The 15,610-nt window shown below is 72.8% G+C and carries 13 protein-coding genes; 5 read left to right on the top strand and 8 right to left on the bottom strand.

Features of this window, described 5'->3' with window-relative positions:
• Window positions 1-8 precede the first annotated feature (8 nt).
• Complete coding sequence (locus LG634_RS03145) at window positions 9-614, top strand: CBS domain-containing protein (protein ID WP_226732016.1); 606 nt, start codon at window positions 9-11, stop codon at window positions 612-614.
• A gap of 14 nt (window positions 615-628) precedes the next feature.
• Here LG634_RS03145 and LG634_RS03140 read toward each other — a convergent pair whose 3' ends face one another.
• Window positions 629-3,298 carry a cation-translocating P-type ATPase gene (locus LG634_RS03140; protein ID WP_226732015.1) on the bottom strand — a complete coding sequence of 890 codons (2,670 nt, stop codon included), beginning with the start codon at window positions 3,296-3,298 and terminating at the stop codon, window positions 629-631.
• Window positions 3,291-3,890 carry an Rv1733c family protein gene (locus LG634_RS03135; RefSeq protein WP_226732014.1) on the bottom strand — a complete coding sequence of 200 codons (600 nt, stop codon included), beginning with the start codon at window positions 3,888-3,890 and terminating at the stop codon, window positions 3,291-3,293. Before LG634_RS03135 ends, LG634_RS03140 begins: the two co-directional genes overlap by 8 nt.
• Before the next feature lie 465 nt (window positions 3,891-4,355).
• Here LG634_RS03135 and LG634_RS03130 point away from each other — a divergent pair, with 465 nt between their 5' ends.
• From LG634_RS03130 to lysA, 3 genes are all read left to right on the top strand, one after another.
• Window positions 4,356-5,432, top strand: coding sequence for an RNA ligase (ATP) (locus tag LG634_RS03130; protein WP_226732013.1), 1,077 nt, complete (start codon window positions 4,356-4,358; stop codon window positions 5,430-5,432).
• A gap of 522 nt (window positions 5,433-5,954) precedes the next feature.
• The gene (locus LG634_RS03120; protein WP_226732012.1) at window positions 5,955-6,311 is read left to right on the top strand and encodes an SAV_915 family protein; all 357 of its coding nucleotides are present in this window, start codon (window positions 5,955-5,957) and stop codon (window positions 6,309-6,311) included.
• An 11-nt stretch (window positions 6,312-6,322) separates the two neighbouring features.
• Window positions 6,323-7,648 carry a diaminopimelate decarboxylase gene (lysA, locus tag LG634_RS03115; protein WP_226732011.1) on the top strand — a complete coding sequence of 442 codons (1,326 nt, stop codon included), beginning with the start codon at window positions 6,323-6,325 and terminating at the stop codon, window positions 7,646-7,648.
• 306 nt (window positions 7,649-7,954) lie between these two features.
• On the opposite strand, the gene LG634_RS03110 is transcribed toward lysA, so the two are convergent.
• Both LG634_RS03110 and LG634_RS03105 read right to left on the bottom strand, forming a co-directional pair.
• On the bottom strand, window positions 7,955-8,137 hold the full coding sequence (locus LG634_RS03110; RefSeq protein ID WP_226732010.1) for a DUF397 domain-containing protein: 183 nt from the start codon (window positions 8,135-8,137) through the stop codon (window positions 7,955-7,957).
• A gap of 145 nt (window positions 8,138-8,282) precedes the next feature.
• Window positions 8,283-9,512, bottom strand: a complete 1,230-nt coding sequence (locus LG634_RS03105; RefSeq protein WP_226732009.1) for a serine hydrolase domain-containing protein — start codon at window positions 9,510-9,512, stop codon at window positions 8,283-8,285.
• Between the two features lie 276 nt (window positions 9,513-9,788).
• Between LG634_RS03105 and LG634_RS03100 the strand changes: the two genes are divergently transcribed.
• Window positions 9,789-10,544 carry a GbsR/MarR family transcriptional regulator gene (locus tag LG634_RS03100; protein WP_226732008.1) on the top strand — a complete coding sequence of 252 codons (756 nt, stop codon included), beginning with the start codon at window positions 9,789-9,791 and terminating at the stop codon, window positions 10,542-10,544.
• A gap of 42 nt (window positions 10,545-10,586) precedes the next feature.
• Here LG634_RS03100 and LG634_RS03095 read toward each other — a convergent pair whose 3' ends face one another.
• From LG634_RS03095 to kdpB, 4 genes are all read right to left on the bottom strand, one after another.
• Complete coding sequence (locus tag LG634_RS03095) at window positions 10,587-12,521, bottom strand: APC family permease (RefSeq protein ID WP_226732007.1); 1,935 nt, start codon at window positions 12,519-12,521, stop codon at window positions 10,587-10,589.
• Between the two features lie 87 nt (window positions 12,522-12,608).
• Window positions 12,609-13,094: a GNAT family N-acetyltransferase gene (locus LG634_RS38140; RefSeq protein ID WP_308072246.1), complete on the bottom strand. Its 486-nt coding sequence runs from the start codon at window positions 13,092-13,094 to the stop codon at window positions 12,609-12,611.
• On the bottom strand, window positions 13,025-13,396 hold the full coding sequence (locus LG634_RS38135) for a hypothetical protein (RefSeq protein ID WP_308072244.1): 372 nt from the start codon (window positions 13,394-13,396) through the stop codon (window positions 13,025-13,027). The genes LG634_RS38140 and LG634_RS38135 overlap by 70 nt, the downstream gene beginning before the upstream one ends.
• 53 nt (window positions 13,397-13,449) lie before the next feature.
• The gene (gene kdpB / locus LG634_RS03085; protein ID WP_226732006.1) at window positions 13,450-15,600 is read right to left on the bottom strand and encodes a potassium-transporting ATPase subunit KdpB; all 2,151 of its coding nucleotides are present in this window, start codon (window positions 15,598-15,600) and stop codon (window positions 13,450-13,452) included.
• Window positions 15,601-15,610: the final 10 nt, after the last annotated feature.

The raw sequence follows: 15,610 nt of genomic DNA, 5'->3' as shown, positions 1-15,610 counted from the left end.
GTCCCGGCATGCGTCACCGCAGCGTCGCGGAGCTCATGAGCCCGACGGCCGTCACGGTCCGCCCGGCAACGGCGTTCAAGGAGATCGCCCGGCTGTTGCACGAGTTCGACATCACCGCCGTGCCCGTCGTGGACGGCGCGGACCGTCCGGTCGGCGTGGTGTCAGAAGCCGACCTGATCCGTGGGCAGGGCACCGGAGCCGCACCGACCGCCGAGGGTCTGATGACACGCCCTGCCGTCACGGCCCGTCCCGAGTGGAGCGTGGTCCGCGCGGCCCGGGTGATGCAGCGTCACGGGGTGAAGCGCCTGCCGGTCGTCGACGCGGCCGGGCGGGTGACGGGGGTGCTCAGCCGCAGCGACCTGATCCGGCTGTTCCTCCGCAGCGACCACGCCATCCAGGAGGAGATCGTGGAGGACGTCCTCACCCGGACCCTGCACATCCCGCCCTCCTCGGTGACCGTCGCGGTCGAAGACGGGCTGGTGACGCTCAGCGGCACGGTGTCCCGGCCCGAGGGTCTCGGCGTCGTCGTCCGGCTCTGCCGGAGCGTCGACGGGGTCGTGGGCGTCGACAGCAGGCTGTCGGCTCCGCTGCCCCTCCGCGACGGCGGGAACTGACGAAATTCGGGTCCTCACGGACGGTGGCGGCGGCGGAGGCTGCGGCGGAGTTCGTCGGTGCCCCAGACCAGGGGCGGGAAGGCCGCGACGAGGAGGACGACGTCGAGGGGCAGGGCCGCGGTGCCGAACATGTGCTGGAGCGGGGGCGCATACACGAGGGCCGCAGTGAAGGCCAGCTCGAAGGCGATGCCCGCCAGCAGCAACGGGTTGGTGAAGAAGCCGATGTCGCGCAGGGCTGCGTGGTCGGTACGCGCCGCGACCGCGGTGCCGACCTGGCAGGTGACGATGCCGGCGAACGTGGCGGTGGTCGCGGTGAGGTACGCCTGGTGCAGTGGTGTGCCGGGGCCGGTCGGGTCACCCGGATGCCATCCCGCACGCCACAGGACGTAGAAGAACCCGGTCATCACCAGGACTGCGGAGATCGTGCCGAGCCATCCCCAACTGCGGATCAGCATCTCCTTGTTGATCACGCCCTGACTGCCGGGGCGGGGCGGCCTGCTCATGACGCCCGGCTCGGCGCGCTCACGGCCGAGGGCGAGGGCAGGGAGGGTCTCGGTGCCGAGGTCGATGGCGAGGATCTGGAGGACGGTCAGCGGCAGGGGGACCGCCCCGCCGGAGAGGGCGAACACGAGGAAGGGGACGACCTCGGGCGTGAGGTGGGCGAAGATGTAGACGATGAACTTGCGCACGTTGTCGTAGACCCGGCGGCCGGACTCGATCGCGGTGACGATGGTGGCGAAGTTGTCGTCGGTCAGGACCATGGTCGAGGCCTCACGTGCCACGTCCGTGCCCGACCGTCCCATGGCCACGCCGATGTGGGCGCGGTGCAGGGCAGGTGCGTCGTTCACGCCGTCGCCTGTCATGGCGACGATCTGCCCGTGCATCCGCAGGGCGTCGGCCACCTTCAGCTTCGTCTCGGGTGACGAGCGCGCGAAGACGATCTCGGTGCCGCTCTGCCGGAGGAGGTGGTCGAGCTGGTGGTCGTCGACCGCCTCGGACTGGTCGATCACGTGGAGTCTCGGCACGCCTATGCCGACTGCGCGGGCGATCGACGCGGCCGTGGCGCCGCTGTCGCCGGTGACGATGTGCACGGTGAGGCCGGCCTCGTGACAGCGCCGTACCGCAGCGGCCACCTCGGGGCGCGGCGGGTCGTACAGGCCGACCAGCCCGAGCAGGTGCAGGTCGCGTTCGGCCTGCTGACGGTGGGCCGGGGCGGCGGCACCGGCCGGCAGGTCCCGTACGGCGACGGCCAGCACCCTCATCCCGTCGGCGGCGAACACGTCGGCGGCGTCCTGCGCCTGCCGGGCCGGCTCCCCTGCGGCGAGCCGGGCCAGCACGGCCTCCGGGGCGCCTTTGACGACGACCTGCGTCCGGGCGGTGCCCGCGGCCCGGACCACCGACATCAGGCGCAGCCGCGGGTCGAACCGGAAGCAGACCAGTCGTGCTGCGTCCCGGCCGGCCGGGTCCGCGGGCACGCCCCGTTCGGCGGCTCCCTCCACGAGCGCGATCTCGGTCGGGTCGCCGTGCAGCCGCCCGTCGGTCTCCCGCGTGACGGTGGTGCACAGGGCCGCAGCCCCGACGAGGTCGATGCTCCAGGGTCCGGCCTGCGCGGCGTGTCCCGGTGTCCACAAGCCGTGTACCCGCATCTCGTTCTGCGTCAGCGTGCCGGTCTTGTCGGTGCAGATCACGCTGGTGGAGCCGAGGGTCTCCACGGCGCTGAGGCGTTTGATGACGGCTCCCTGCCGGGCCAGGGACCGTACACCCACGGCGAGGGCGAGGGTGATGGTGGGAAGGAGCCCTTCGGGGACGTTGGCGACGAGCAGGCCGATGGCGAACATCAGCGAGTCCGTCACGGGGAGCCCCACGGCCACGCCGGTCACCAGGAAGACCGCGCCCATGGCGACGGCGACCCCGGCGATGAGCCAGGCCACCTTCTTGACCTGCTTCTCCAGCGGGCTCGGCTCGCGTCGGGTGCGCTGGCTGAGGGCGGCGATCCGGCCGAGTTCTGTGCGGTCGCCGGTGGCGTAGACGATCGCCTGGGCCCGCCCCTCGGTGGCGCTGGTACCGCTGAAGACGAGGTTCGGCTCCTGGAGGAGGGGCACGGTCGGCACCCCGGGGCCGGCCAGGCGTTCGACGGGCGTCGACTCGCCCGTCAGCATGGACAGGTCGGCTTCGATGCCTCCCTCGGTCAGGCGCGCATCTGCGGGGATGCGGTCGCCCTCCTCCAGGACGATGAGGTCTCCGGGGACGAGGTCCCGGGCGGGAACGTGCTGCGGCTGCCCGTCCCGGATCACCTGGGCCTGTGCAGGAAGGTACCGGGCGAGGGTTTCGACGGCCTTCTCGGCCTGCCGTTCCTGGACGAGGGCGAAGCCGGCGTTGACGAGGACGACGGCGATGATCGCCCAGCCGAGGACGCCGATCGCGGCGACGAAGGCGAGGCCGGCAGCCGCCCACAGCAGCAGGGCCAGCGGGTGGACCAACTGCCGCAGGAGTTCCCGCAGGATGCCGGACTGCGCGGTGCGGCGCACCTCGTTCGGTCCGTGGACCGCCAGTCGGCGTGCGGCTTCCCGGCCCGACAGACCGCGCGGGCCGGTGTGCAGTTCCCGGCGGAGCGCGGAAAGGGGCTCCAGGGGATCGGGCGGGGCATCCGTCGCCGGCTCGGGGCCCGGGGAGCGGTCAGCCATCGTTCGCTCCCTGGTCGGGGCGCAGCCGTCCGCTCCAGAGGGGTTCGACGGCCTCCCATTCCGCTTCCCAGGCCCGGGCCGTGCGTGCCTGGGCGATGCGGAAGGCGACGCGGACGAGGGCTCCCGCCACCAGCAGGACTCCCGCCAGTGCGGCAGTGCCCGCCCCGAGGGCCTTCAGGAAGGCCTCGGCCTTCCCGGGCGGCGCGGCGGCGGCCTTGCCCTGGTCGTCGACCCATACCCGGACCGTGTCGCCGGTGCGGGTGCCGAGGGGGACGGGGACGGTCTCGGTGCGGACACGGCCGGGAGGGTGCTCCCAGGTGGCGCGGGCTGCGGTGAAGGCCTTGGCGGCTGGCCGGTCACCGGCCACGTAGGCCGTCCCGCCGACCGTGGTGGCCAGGACCGTGTGCCGGTGCCGGGCCATGGCCTCTGCTGCGCGACTGCCGCCGTTCCAGGTGGCCTGCCCCGCCGTGATGCCGCCGACGGCCGCGAGCAGGCAGGCTGCGACGAGGGCACCGAGGGGCCGGGCGCGCGTGCGGCCGGGCCCGTCCCGCCGCGACGGGTTGCCTGCCGGTCCGGTCGTCTGATCGTCCATGACGTGCCTCCGCCTCCGCACTGCCTGCCGGCCGGGCCACTCGGCCGCCCGGTCGGTCCCGGGCGGTGAGCGGCGGGCGTGTGATGCCGACCCGCCCGGTGTTCTCGTGCCACTGTCACGCGCCCCGGGGCGCCACCGCGTGGGTCGGACGGGTCCCGGTGGGGGCCGTCCGGCCCTCCCGCGCAGCGGGATGCGGGGCGTCGCGTCGGCAAGGCCGGGCACTCCGCCCGAGGCCGGCCGGAACCCCGCGACGTCAGCACGGCGTATGGACTGCACCGATGGCCGTCAAGGCACCGTCAGGGGCCCGGATCGCCGGGCACGCCCCACGGGGCACCGCTCCGACGGGACCAGCCGTGATCAGGCGCCTCTACCAGTGCGGAAATCGCTGGCCCAGCGATTTAGCCCGGGCGAGAGTGGGCGGCGATGAAACCCGTCTGAGCTGCTGCGATCCGAGGAGCCGCCCCCATGTCGACACTGCGTGTCACCGCCGAAGTCCTGACCGTCCACGAGCATCCCGACGCCGATGCGCTCGAACTCGCCCAAGTGGGCCTGTACCGCGCCGTCGTGGCCAAGGGCCGCTACCGCACCGGGGACTTCGCCGTCTACATACCCGAACAGGCCGTGCTGCCCGCCGGCTTGATCGAGGAGCTGGGGCTCACCGGACGGCTGGCGGGCAGCTCCGCCGACCGGGTCAAGGCGGTCCGGCTGCGGGGCGAGCTCTCCCAGGGGCTGGTGTGCAATCCGCGCGCGCTGGACGGCGTCGACCTGGAGCTCGCCGCCAAGGAGGGCACCGACTTCGCGGAGCGCCTCGGCATCACCAAGTGGGTGCCTCAGGTGCCCACGCACATGAGCGGTGACGTCGAGGCCGCGCCGCGGCTGCTGCCGTGGACCGACATCGAGAACCTGCACCGGCACCCGGACATCTTCGAGCCCGGCGAGCCGGTCGTCCTCACCGAGAAGCTGCACGGGACCGCCTGCCTGGTCACGTATCTCGCCGACGAGGACCGTGTCCTGGTGTCGTCCAAGGGCTTCGGGGCCAAGGGGCTCGCGCTGGTGGAGGCCGAGCACAACGTCTACTGGCGCGCGGTCCGCGGCCACGGTGTCCCCGAGGTGGCCGCCCGGGTCGCGGCCCGGCTCGGCGCCACGCGCGTCGGGGTCTTCGGCGAGGTGTACGGGGCGGGGGTCCAGGACCTGGCGTACGGGGCGGACGCCCGTACCACCGGGCCGGGGTTCGCCGTGTTCGACGTGTCCGCGGAGGTCGGGGGGCAGGTGCGGTGGCTGGAGCCGGCCGAGGTCGCCGAGGTGCTGGGAGGTGACCTGCCGCTCGTACCGACGCTGTACGAGGGGCCGTACGACCAGGCCGCGGTCGTGGCGCTCGCCGAGGGGCGCGAGACGGTGTCCGGGCGGGACCTGCACCTGCGCGAGGGCGTCGTCGTCCGCGCGTCGACCGGGCGCTACAGCCCGGTCACCGGCGGCCGCGCGATCGCCAAGTCCGTCAGCCCGGCGTACCTGACCCGCAAGAACGGCACCGAGTACGAGTGACCCGGGCGGCCGGAACCCGCCCCTCCCGGCTCGGGCCGGCTGCCCACCCGGCGGGGGAAAATCCAGCCCCTCCGGCGTGTGTGGGGCGGGGGGCCGGGGGGGGGCCCCCCCACGGGCAACCCGCCCGGGGCCGGGCCCCCGGGGCCGCCCCCCCCCCCCCGGGGGGGCCCCGCCCCCCCCCCCGGCGCCCGCCCCCCCCCCCCCCGGGCGGCGGGGCGGGGGGGGGGGGGGGGCCCCCCCCCCACGGGCAACCCGGCTGGCGCCGGGCACCGGGCTCCGCCCGGACCCGCTCCTCAAGCGCCGGAGGGGTTGGGAGTTGCAGGCGAGGCTGGATGTGCCCCCGCGGGGAGGCCGGGGCGCGGCGGGACCGGGCCGCGGCGGGACCGGTCGTCAGTACCGCGTATGGAGACGACCCGTCGGCGTCAAGGCGGCGTCAGGGGGTGGTCGCAGGTGCGGCCCGGCGGGGAAAGCTTGCGGGAGTCGCCCCGCAGGAGGGGCGCAGACGCTCCGCAGGAGGCCCTGATGTGCCTGTTCCAGTACGACGACGACCCCGAGCCCGAGGAACCCGTCCCGGCCGGACTGCTGTACGTCCCGGTCCGGCCGGGAACCCTCCGCACGGTCGTGCGCATGTTCCGCACCCCGCTCGGCACCCGCACCGCCGTCGGTTTCACCCGCCCCGAGCTGCTGGCCGCCACCCTCGGCGCCGGCCACCCGTGGATCCGGCTCTCCGAAGCCGCGCTGCGCACGATGACCGCGCCCCTCGGCGCCAGGCAGCTGACCGTCGACCCGACGCTCACCGCTCCCCCGGTCGCCGGCAGCACCACCGGCACGGTCCCGGCTCAGGCGGACCGCCGCGTCTCGCCGGCTTCGGCAAGTTGAGGGGCGGCACGATGACGGACCTGATGACCGGCCCCCGCATCGACGACCTCGCCGTCTGGCCCGCGTCGGCGGCCCCGCTGCCGCACAACGGTCTCGCCGTCGGCGGGGTGGACCTCGCAGAGGTCGCGGAACGGTTCGGCACCCCGGTGTACGTCCTCGACGAGGGCGAGGTCCGGCAGCGGTGCCGGGCGTACCGGGACGCGTTCCCGGAGGCGGACGTGCTGTACGCGGCGAAGGCGTTCCTGTCCCGCGCGATGGTGCGCTGGGTACGGGAGGAAGGGCTGGGCCTGGACGTCTGCTCGGCGGGCGAGCTGGAACTCGCCGTGCTGGCCGGCTTCCCGCCCGCGCGGATCGTGCTGCACGGCAACGCGAAGTCTCCGTACGACCTCGGCACCGCGCTGCGGCTCGGGGTCGGACGGATCGTCATCGACAGCCCGTCGGAGATCGCCCGGATCGCCGCCGCGGTCGGCCCGGACGGGCAGCAGAAGGTGCTCGTCCGGGTGGTGCCGGGGGTGGCGGCCGGCGGGCACGACAAGGTCCGCACGGGCACGGACGGGCAGAAGTTCGGCCTGTCCCTCACCGACGGGTCCGCCCTGCGGGCGGTGGCCGCCGTGCTGGGCCAGCCCCGGCTGGTGCCGGCCGGGCTGCACTGCCACATCGGCTCCCAGATCACCGATGTGGAGCCGTACGTCACCGCGCTGCGCCGCATGGTCGGCCTGATGGCCCGCATCCGTGACGTGCACGGCGTCGTCCTGCCCGAGCTGGACCTCGGCGGCGGCCACGGCATCGCGTACCGGCCCGGTGAACCCGCCCTCGACGTCCCGGCACTCGCCCGGACGCTGCGCGGTGAGCTGGCGGCGAGCTGCGCGGTCGCCGGGCTGCCGGTGCCGCGGCTGGCGATCGAACCGGGCCGGGCCGTCGTGGGGCCGGCGGGGGTGGCCGTCTACCGGGTGCTGGCCGTGAAGCACACCGGAGGCGCGGTGTTCGTCGCCGTGGACGGCGGCATGAGCGACAACCCCCGGCCCGCGCTGTACGGCGTACGGTACGCGCCGCGCCTGGTCGGCCGGTCCTCGACGGCAGCGCCCCGTACGGCCACGGTCGTCGGCCGGCACTGCGAGGCGGGCGACGTGCTGGCCGCGGAGGTGGAACTCCCGGGTGACGTCCGGCCCGGCGACCTGATCGCCGTGCCGGTGGCGGGTGCGTACCACCTGTCGATGGCCTCCGCCTACAACCTGGTGGGCCGCCCGCCGCTGGTCGCCGTGCACGAGGGCGCGGCCCGGCTCCTGCTGCGCCGCGAAACCCTGGCGGACCTGCGCCACCGCGACATCGGCGGGTAGCCGGCCACGCCTACTCGGGCCGGTAGACGAGCTCCGTCACGATCGCCCCGATCATCGCCCACACCCCGATCCCGACCACCCAGAACACGTCGACGACGGCCCCGGCGGCAATGAGCACCACCCCTGCCGCTCCCACCGCCACCACACCCCGCCGGACCCCACGGTCGGGCCCCCACTCGCTGCTCACAAGAGCAGAATCCCGCCGCGCCCCCGCCTTGACGAGGGCCCGGCGGGATTCCTTGCGTTTTCCATACGGGCAGTCAGGCCCGCCGCGGAGCGGACAGGGGCCGGCAGGGTGGTGGGCGGTCAGTGCTTGACGTGGTCGATGAACGCGGCCCAGCCCGCGGCCGGGACGGTCACGACCGGGCCGCCGGTCACCTTGGAGTCCCTGACCCCGACCCGGTCGCCGTCGAACCGGGCCGTCTCCACGCAGAAATCGTCATGGTTGAGGCTGTACGAGCTCTTGTGCCAACCCGTGATCCGATCCACCTGCGCCTCCTCGGCGTGCTCGACGTCAACGAGACCAGCGTGCCCCGGAACACCGCCCCCGCGCAGGGGACTTGTCCATTACTGCACCCCGGTCAGCCGGTTTCGGCCCGCCGGGCAATTCCGGCGGGCCGGCGTGCGGGCGCGGTCAGTCCTCCAGGACCTGGTAGAGGGTGCTCCAGAAGTCCTGGGCGAGCCGCATCGGGTCCGGGACGGAGGTGCCGACCTGGGTGAGGACGAGGCCGGTGACGCCGCTGCGCGGGTCGGCGTAGGTGGAGGTGCCGCAGCCGCCGTCCCAGCCGAACTCACCGATGGGCGCGTAGTCGCCGCGGTAGGTGCGCACCGCCATGCCGAAGCCCCAGCCGCCCTGCTGGCCCTGGCCGAAGGAGATGTGGACGTTGTTGCGGGCGAGGGCGTCGCGCGCGGCCAGCTGTCCGGGGGTGAGGCGGTTGGTGGTCATCAGCTCGACGGCGCCCCGGGAGAGGATCCGCTCGGTGCCGTGCATGCCGCCGTTGAGCAGCATCCGGAAGTACGCGTTGTAGTCGTCGGCGGTGGAGGTCAGGCCGCCCCCGCCGCCCTGGAACGCCGGCGGCTTGCTGTGCCGGCCGCCCTCGGCCTCGTCCCAGACGTGGAACTCGCCGGTCTGCGGGTCGGGCGCGTACAGCGGGGGCAGCCGGTGGAGGTCCTCGGCGGGCACGTGGAAGCCGGTGTCCTTCATGCCGAGCGGCCCGAAGATCCGCTCGCGCAGGAAGTCCTCGTACGGCTTGCCGGAGACCCGGGCGACCAGGACGCTGAGCACGTCGTGGCTGATGTGGTACTGCCACTGCTCGCCGGGCTGGTGCATCAGGGGCAGGGTGCCGAGGCGGCGCATCCACTCGTCGGGCTCGGGCATCTCCTCGGGGAGGTTGGGCGTGAGGCCTTTCTCGAAGAGCGCGTTCATGATCGGGGTGCCGATGGCGGTGAAGTCCATGCCGAGCCCGAAGGTGGAGGTCAGCAGGTCCCGTACGGTGATCGGCCGGCGGGCCGGGACGGTGTCGTCCAGGGGGCCGTCGACGCGCTTGAGGACCTGGCGGTCGGCGAGTTCGGGGAGCCAGGGGTCGACCAGGTCGTCGAGCCGCAGCCGGCACTCGTCGAGCAGGACCATGACGGCCGAGACGGAGACCGGCTTGGACGTGGACGCCATCCTGAAGATCGTGTCGCGGGTCATCGGCGGGCCGCCGTCGTGGCGCATCGTGCCGTGCACCTCGACGTGCGTTTCGTCGCCGCGGCTGACGAGGGCGACGAGGCCGGGGATCCTGCCGGATTCGACGTGCCGGGTGAGGACGCCGCGCAGTCTGCGCAGACCGGCCTCGGGGATGCCGTTGGCGTTCTGTCCCATGGGGGCCTCCATGCGTACGAGGACGGCCCAGCGGCCGCCGAGAACGTTCAGGAATTCCTGAACACTCTCGAAGCTACATTGCGTTTACTGATCCATCAACAACCAACCCCTGTCAGTTGACGGCATTTGGCGGATTTTAGGCAGAGCAATTGCAATGACCCTGAGACCGAACGCAATCGGAACCCTGAGGATCAATTGCAATGACTGTTGATTGAACGCACACTGTACGGACGTGGCACGGAGATGCCACGGACACGTCACAGGGGAGGAGCGCGGATGCCGGGAGGAAGGCTCACCGCCGAGGAGCGCCGGGAGATCGCCGTCGGGCTGGCCGAGGGGCTCGGGTACACGGAGATCGGCCGGCGGATGGGGCGCCCGGCGTCGACCGTGATGCGCGAGGTGACCCGGAACGGCGGGCCGGACGCCTACCGGGCGGACCGGGCGCAGGCGGCCACGCGGGATCGCGCCCGCCGGCCCCGGCAGGCACGGACCGCGGCTGCGGCACCGGCACCGGCCGCGGCGGACGGCCACGGCCGGGACCCGCGGGCAGTCGAGGAGTTCACGGAGTTCTTCACCACGCTGCTCGAACGGCAGGGCCTGCCGCGGATGGCGGCCCGCGTGCTGGTGTGCCTGTACGTCACGGACGACGGCACGCTCACCGCCTCCGACCTGGTCCAGCGGCTGCAGGTCAGTCCGGCGTCGGTGTCCCACGCCATCGGTTTCCTCGAACAGCAGGCGATGGTCAAGCGGGAGCGGACCCCCGGCGGGCGCCGCGAGCGGTACGTCATGGACGACGAGATCTGGTTCCGCTCCACCCTCGCGGCGGTGCAGATGAACGAGGCGCTGATGGCGGCCGCGCAGCGCGGGGCCGAGATCCTGGGGGCGCAGACCCCGGCCGGTGCCCGGTTCGGGGACTCGGCGGAGTTCCTCGGGGTGGTGAGCGCGTCGCTGCGGCAGGGGATGGCGGACTGGCGGGAGCGGCTGTTGGGGGCGGAGCGCGGCGGGGCAGCGGGGCGCGGCGGGACCCGCTGACGGTCCCGCCGCGCGCGCTGCGGCTCGTGGCCGGCCGGTTCCCTACCCTGCGTGGACGTGCGGGCGGCGGTTCCGGTCGGGTTCCGCTTCGCGGATGACCTCGCGGGTGACGGGGGCGACTTCACCCTGTCCGAAGAGGAAGAACCGCAGGAAGTTGGCGAGCGGGTTGCCCTCGGTCCACTCGAAGTAGATGTGCGGTCGCTGGCCGGTTTCGTCGCGTACGTGGAGCAGGAGCGCGGCGAGTGCGTTCGGTACGGACGAGGACTCCAGCGTGAGGACGCGGTAGCGGTCGTGCATGACCTCGCCGCGGACCTTCAGCCCGGCCTCGAACTCGGACGGGTCGAGGACGGTGACCTCCACGAACAGGAAGTCGTCCCCGGTCGGGGTGTCGTTGTCGGCGCGGATCTGGTCGATCTTCTCGCGGTACTCGGCCTTGTCGCGGTTGTCGGGCTCGTTGGCGATGAACCGGATCGTGCGGGTGGCGGTGTCGCGGATGAACCGCTGCGCCATGTCGTCGAACTCGACGTCCGTGACGCGGAGTTCGAAGACGCGGGCGAGGCGGGAGAGCAGCGACAGGGCCATGATGCCGGCGATGAAGCAGGCACCGATCTTCACGCCGTCGGGGCGTTCGACGACGTTGACGGCGGTCGTGTAGATGAAGACGGCGGAGATGATGCCGAAGCCGATGGTCCAGCCGCGTTCGCGGGCCCGGCGGGCGGCGATGGTCACGGCGACGGCCGCGGAGGTGATGAGGACGAGCACACCGGTGGCGTACGCGCCGCCCTGCGCGTCCACGTCGGCGTTGAAGATCCAGGTCACGAGGAACGCGATCAGGGTGAACACGATGACCATGGGGCGCAGGGCGCGGGCCCAGTGCGGGGCCATGCCGTAGCGGGGCAGGTAGCGGGGCATCAGGTTCAGCAGGCCGGCCATGGCGGAGGAGCCGGCGAACCAGAGGATCAGGATGGTGGAGATGTCGTAGACGGTGCCGAAGGCCGAGCCGAGGTGCTCGTGGGCGAGGTAGGCGAGGGCGCGGCCGTTCGCTTCGCCGCCCGGCTTGAACTCGTCGGCGGGGATGAGGAGGGTGGTGATGAAGCTGGAGCAGATCAGGAAGACGCTCATGATCACGGCGGCGGTGGTCAAGAGCTTCTTGGTGCCCTTGATGCGGCCGGCGGGGCGGTCCGGGTCCTCGCCGGGCTCGCCCTGGACGTGCGGCATGACGGCGACGCCGGTCTCGAATCCGGAGAGGCCGAGGGCCAGCTTGGGGAAGACCACGAGGGCTATGGCGATCATCATGAAAGGGTTGCCGTGCTCTGTGGTGAGAGCACTGCTCCAGTCCGTGACCACGTGCGGCTCGGTGGCCACCTGCCACAGGCCGACGGCGACTACCACGGCGTTGAGCAGCAGGTACGACACGACCAGCGCCACGGCCAGGCCGATGGCCTCGCTGAACCCCTTGAGGAACACGGCGCCGAGCAGCGCGATCAGGATCAGTGTGATCAGCACCTCGTGGCCGTGCAGGGTGCTGGTCAGGTGCGGGTTCTCCACGAGGTGCGCGGTCGCGTCCGCCGCCGACAGCGTGATCGTGATGAGGAAGTCGGTCGCCGCGAACCCGAGGAGGGTCAGCACGAACAGCTTGCCCTTCCAGAACGACAGCAGCCGCTCCAGCATCGCGATCGAGCCTTCGCCGTTCGGGCTCTCCTGGGCGACCCGCCGGTAGACGGGCAGGGCCCCGAACAGGGTCAGCAGCACCAGGACGATGGTCGCCACGGGCGACAGCAGCCCGGCCGCGAGGGCCGCGATGCCTGGCTGGTAGCCGAGGGTGGAGAAGTAGTCCAGACCGGTCAGGCACATGACGCGGTACCAGGGCTTGCCCTCGTGCGCGCTCTCGGGGTGCTGCTGCTGTTTGTGGCGGCGGTCGGTCAAACCTTCCAGCAGCCAGGCCCGCAGACGCGGGGCGCGGGCAGGGGTGGCCATCGTGCGGGCTCCTGTCGTACGGCACAGATTCGGCCATCGACGTCGACGGCTGAGTCAGCGTACGCAGCCATTCCTCCGCCAATCGGCCTATACGCCCGTCTGATGAAACCCTGACGCGGTCTTAACGCTCTTCCTGCCGGTGCAGTAGTGGACGTACTCGTGCCGGAGCCGGAAGCCGGCGCGCCAGGCGAGCAGCCGGCTCGGCTTGTTGTCCCGGGAGCAGGTCCAGCTGGGCGTGCGTCCGCGGGCCGCGATGTCCGCACACAGGGCGTTGACGCAGGCCAGCGCCAGGTGCTGCCGCCGGTGGCCCGGGTCGGCGAACACGGCGAGGTCCTCGTGGCGACTGCCCAGGACGTACGTACAGGCCACGGCGCGAAGCCGGCCGCGGTGGAAGGCCCCCCACGCGGCCCCGGAGGCGGCCAGGGCGTGCGGGCCTCCCCAGGTGCCGTGGATCCAGGCGGCCTGCGGCCCCAGGTCCGCGAGGGCGTCGGCGTCTTCCGCGGTCAGGCGTCGGACGGTCGTGCCGCGCGGCGGCCGGGCCGGCAGGGCGGGGGCATGGTGGACGTAGACCATGCGCTCCCACGGGGTGAGCAGGGGAAGGCGGCCCGCAGCACGGGGACGAAGCGGGCCGGGGCCTCGACGCGGTGGAGGGCGAACGGCGCGAGGGCTTCGGGGTCGAGGGCCCGCGGGTCGCCGCGCAGCAGCAGGAGGTCGCCGCACTCGACGGCCGGCGTCCGGGCGTCGACGGGCCGGTCGGCCCACCAGCGGCCGTTGCCGGTGGCCCGGACGTGTTCGGCGAGACCGACGATGCCGGGGGCTCCGGCGGGGAACCAGTGGGAGAAGGCGGTGGCGGCCGCCGCGGGAAGCTCTATCACGGGGTCTACTTCGGGGAGCAGGAACGGGTGGGGGCAGGGCGCGCCGGCAGGACTCAGCCGATGCCGGGGATGTGGGAGACCAGGAAGTCGATGAGTTTGATGCCTGCGAAGGGCAGGACGAGGCCGCCGAGTCCGTAGACGGTCAGGTTGCGGCGCAGGAGGTCGTGCGCGGAGGCGGGCTTGTACCGGACTCCGCGCAGGGCGAGGGGGATCAGCGCGATGATGATCAGCGCGTTGAAGATGATCGCCGACGTGATGGCCGAGCGGGGGCTGTGCAGGCCCATGACGTTCAGCGCTTCCAGGCCGGGGTAGGCGGCGGTGAACATGGCCGGGATGATCGCGAAGTACTTGGCGACGTCGTTCGTGATGGAGAACGTCGTCAACGCGCCGCGGGTGATGAGGAGTTGCTTGCCGATCTCGACGATCTCGATGAGTTTGGTCGGGTTGGAGTCGAGGTCGACCATGTTGCCGGCCTCCTTGGCGGCCGACGTGCCCGTGTTCATCGCCACGCCGACGTCCGCCTGGGCCAGCGCGGGCGCGTCGTTCGTACCGTCACCGGTCATCGCGACCAGCTTCCCGCCCGCCTGCTCCCGCTTGATCAACGCCATCTTGTCCTCGGGCGTCGCCTCCGCGAGGTACTCGTCGACGCCCGCTTCGGCGGCGATGGCGCGGGCGGTCAGCTCGTTGTCGCCGGTCACCATGACCGTGCGGATGCCCATGCGGCGCAGTTCCGCGAACCGCTCCCGGATGCCGTCCTTGACGACGTCCTTGAGGTGGATGATGCCCAGGACGCGCGGTCCGTCCCAGTCGTGGACGGCGACCAGCAGCGGGGTGCCACCCGATGCGGACACCTCGGCGGACCAGGCGGCCGCCTCCGCCGGGACGGTGCCGCCGCGCATCGTCACCCAGTCCATGACCTGCGCGGAGGCCCCCTTGCGGATGGCGAGTCCGGCGCCGTTGTCCCAGCTCAGGTTGATCCCGCTCATGCGGGTGCGGGCACTGAACTCGGTGAAGCGCGGATTGGCCAGCTCGTGCCCGGCCGGCGGGGTGAAGCCGTAGCGGGCGGCCAGCTCGACCACGGACCGGCCCTCGGGGGTGTCGTCGGCGAGGGAGGACAGCTGCGCGGCGTCCGCCAGGGCGGCGTGGTCGATGCCCGGCAGCGGGATGAAGGCGGCGGCCTCCCGGTTGCCGTGGGTGATCGTGCCGGTCTTGTCCAGGAGCAGGGTGTTCACGTCGCCCGCGGCCTCGACCGCCCGGCCGCTCATGGCGAGCACGTTGCGCCGGACCAGGCGGTCCATGCCGGCGATGCCGATGGCGGACAGCAGGGTACCGATGGTGGTGGGGATCAGGGTGACGAGCAGGGCCACCAGCGTGGTGGTGGACTGGGCCGCGTTCGCGTAGTCGGCCATCGGTTCGAGGCTGACGACGATCAGGATGAAGACGAAGGTGAGCGCGGCCAGCAGGATGTTCAGCGCGATCTCGTTCGGGGTCTTCTGCCGGGAGGCGCCTTCGACCAGGGCGATCATCCGGTCGATGAAGCTCTCGCCGGGCCGGGAGGTCACCCGGATGACGACCGCGTCGGACAGCACGGTCGTGCCGCCGGTGACGCCCGACCGGTCGCCGCCCGACTCCCTCAGGACCGGGGCGGATTCGCCGGTGACGGCCGACTCGTCGACCATCGCGGCGCCGTCGACGACGTCGCCGTCGGCCGGGATCAGCTCGCCGGCCTCGACGAGCACGAAGTCGAACGGCTGGAGTTCGACAGGGGTGACCACCTCGGTCTCCGCGGTGCGCAGGTTCGCGCCGTACGTCCAGTGCCGGAGCCGTACCGCGACCGTGTCGGTGTGGGCCTTGCGGAGCGAGGCCGCCTGGGCGCGGCCGCGGCCCTCGGCGACCGCCTCCGCGAAGTTCGCGAAGAGCACGGTCAGCCACAGCCAGACGCTGATGACCCAGGTGAACACGGACGGGTGGATCAGTGCCGAGAGCGTCGTCAGCGCGGAGCCCGCCGCGACGACGAACAGGACGGGTTTCCTCACCAGTTCGCGCGGGTGCAGCTTGGCGACGGCCTCGCGGGTGGAGGCCGCCAGCCGGCCGGGCTCCAGCAGGTCCGCCGGCCCCGGACGCCGGCGGGGCGGCCGGGTGACCGGTGACCGGGGAGGCGAGCCGAGACCCGGGGGAACGTGCCGCGTGGCAGCGGAAGACATTGCTTGACCT

This window comes from Streptomyces bambusae (genome assembly GCF_020532645.1).
In the GTDB taxonomy this organism is placed as follows: domain Bacteria; phylum Actinomycetota; class Actinomycetes; order Streptomycetales; family Streptomycetaceae; genus Streptomyces; species Streptomyces bambusae.
This window is presented reverse-complemented; position numbering and strand designations above follow the sequence as displayed.

Excerpts from the sequence above, each read along its gene's own strand:
- LG634_RS38140 (WP_308072246.1), bottom strand. The coding sequence starts at position 13,094 with ATGGTCTACGTCCACCATGCCCCCGCCCTGCCGGCCCGGCCGCCGCGC.
- LG634_RS03130 (WP_226732013.1), top strand. The coding sequence starts at position 4,356 with ATGTCGACACTGCGTGTCACCGCCGAAGTCCTGACCGTCCACGAGCAT.
- kdpB (WP_226732006.1), bottom strand. The coding sequence starts at position 15,600 with ATGTCTTCCGCTGCCACGCGGCACGTTCCCCCGGGTCTCGGCTCGCCT.
- LG634_RS03095 (WP_226732007.1), bottom strand. The coding sequence starts at position 12,521 with ATGGCCACCCCTGCCCGCGCCCCGCGTCTGCGGGCCTGGCTGCTGGAA.
- LG634_RS03145 (WP_226732016.1), top strand. The coding sequence starts at position 9 with ATGCGTCACCGCAGCGTCGCGGAGCTCATGAGCCCGACGGCCGTCACG.
- LG634_RS03135 (WP_226732014.1), bottom strand. The coding sequence starts at position 3,890 with ATGGACGATCAGACGACCGGACCGGCAGGCAACCCGTCGCGGCGGGAC.
- LG634_RS03120 (WP_226732012.1), top strand. The coding sequence starts at position 5,955 with ATGTGCCTGTTCCAGTACGACGACGACCCCGAGCCCGAGGAACCCGTC.
- LG634_RS03100 (WP_226732008.1), top strand. The coding sequence starts at position 9,789 with ATGCCGGGAGGAAGGCTCACCGCCGAGGAGCGCCGGGAGATCGCCGTC.
- lysA (WP_226732011.1), top strand. The coding sequence starts at position 6,323 with ATGACGGACCTGATGACCGGCCCCCGCATCGACGACCTCGCCGTCTGG.
- LG634_RS03140 (WP_226732015.1), bottom strand. The coding sequence starts at position 3,298 with ATGGCTGACCGCTCCCCGGGCCCCGAGCCGGCGACGGATGCCCCGCCC.
- LG634_RS03105 (WP_226732009.1), bottom strand. The coding sequence starts at position 9,512 with ATGGGACAGAACGCCAACGGCATCCCCGAGGCCGGTCTGCGCAGACTG.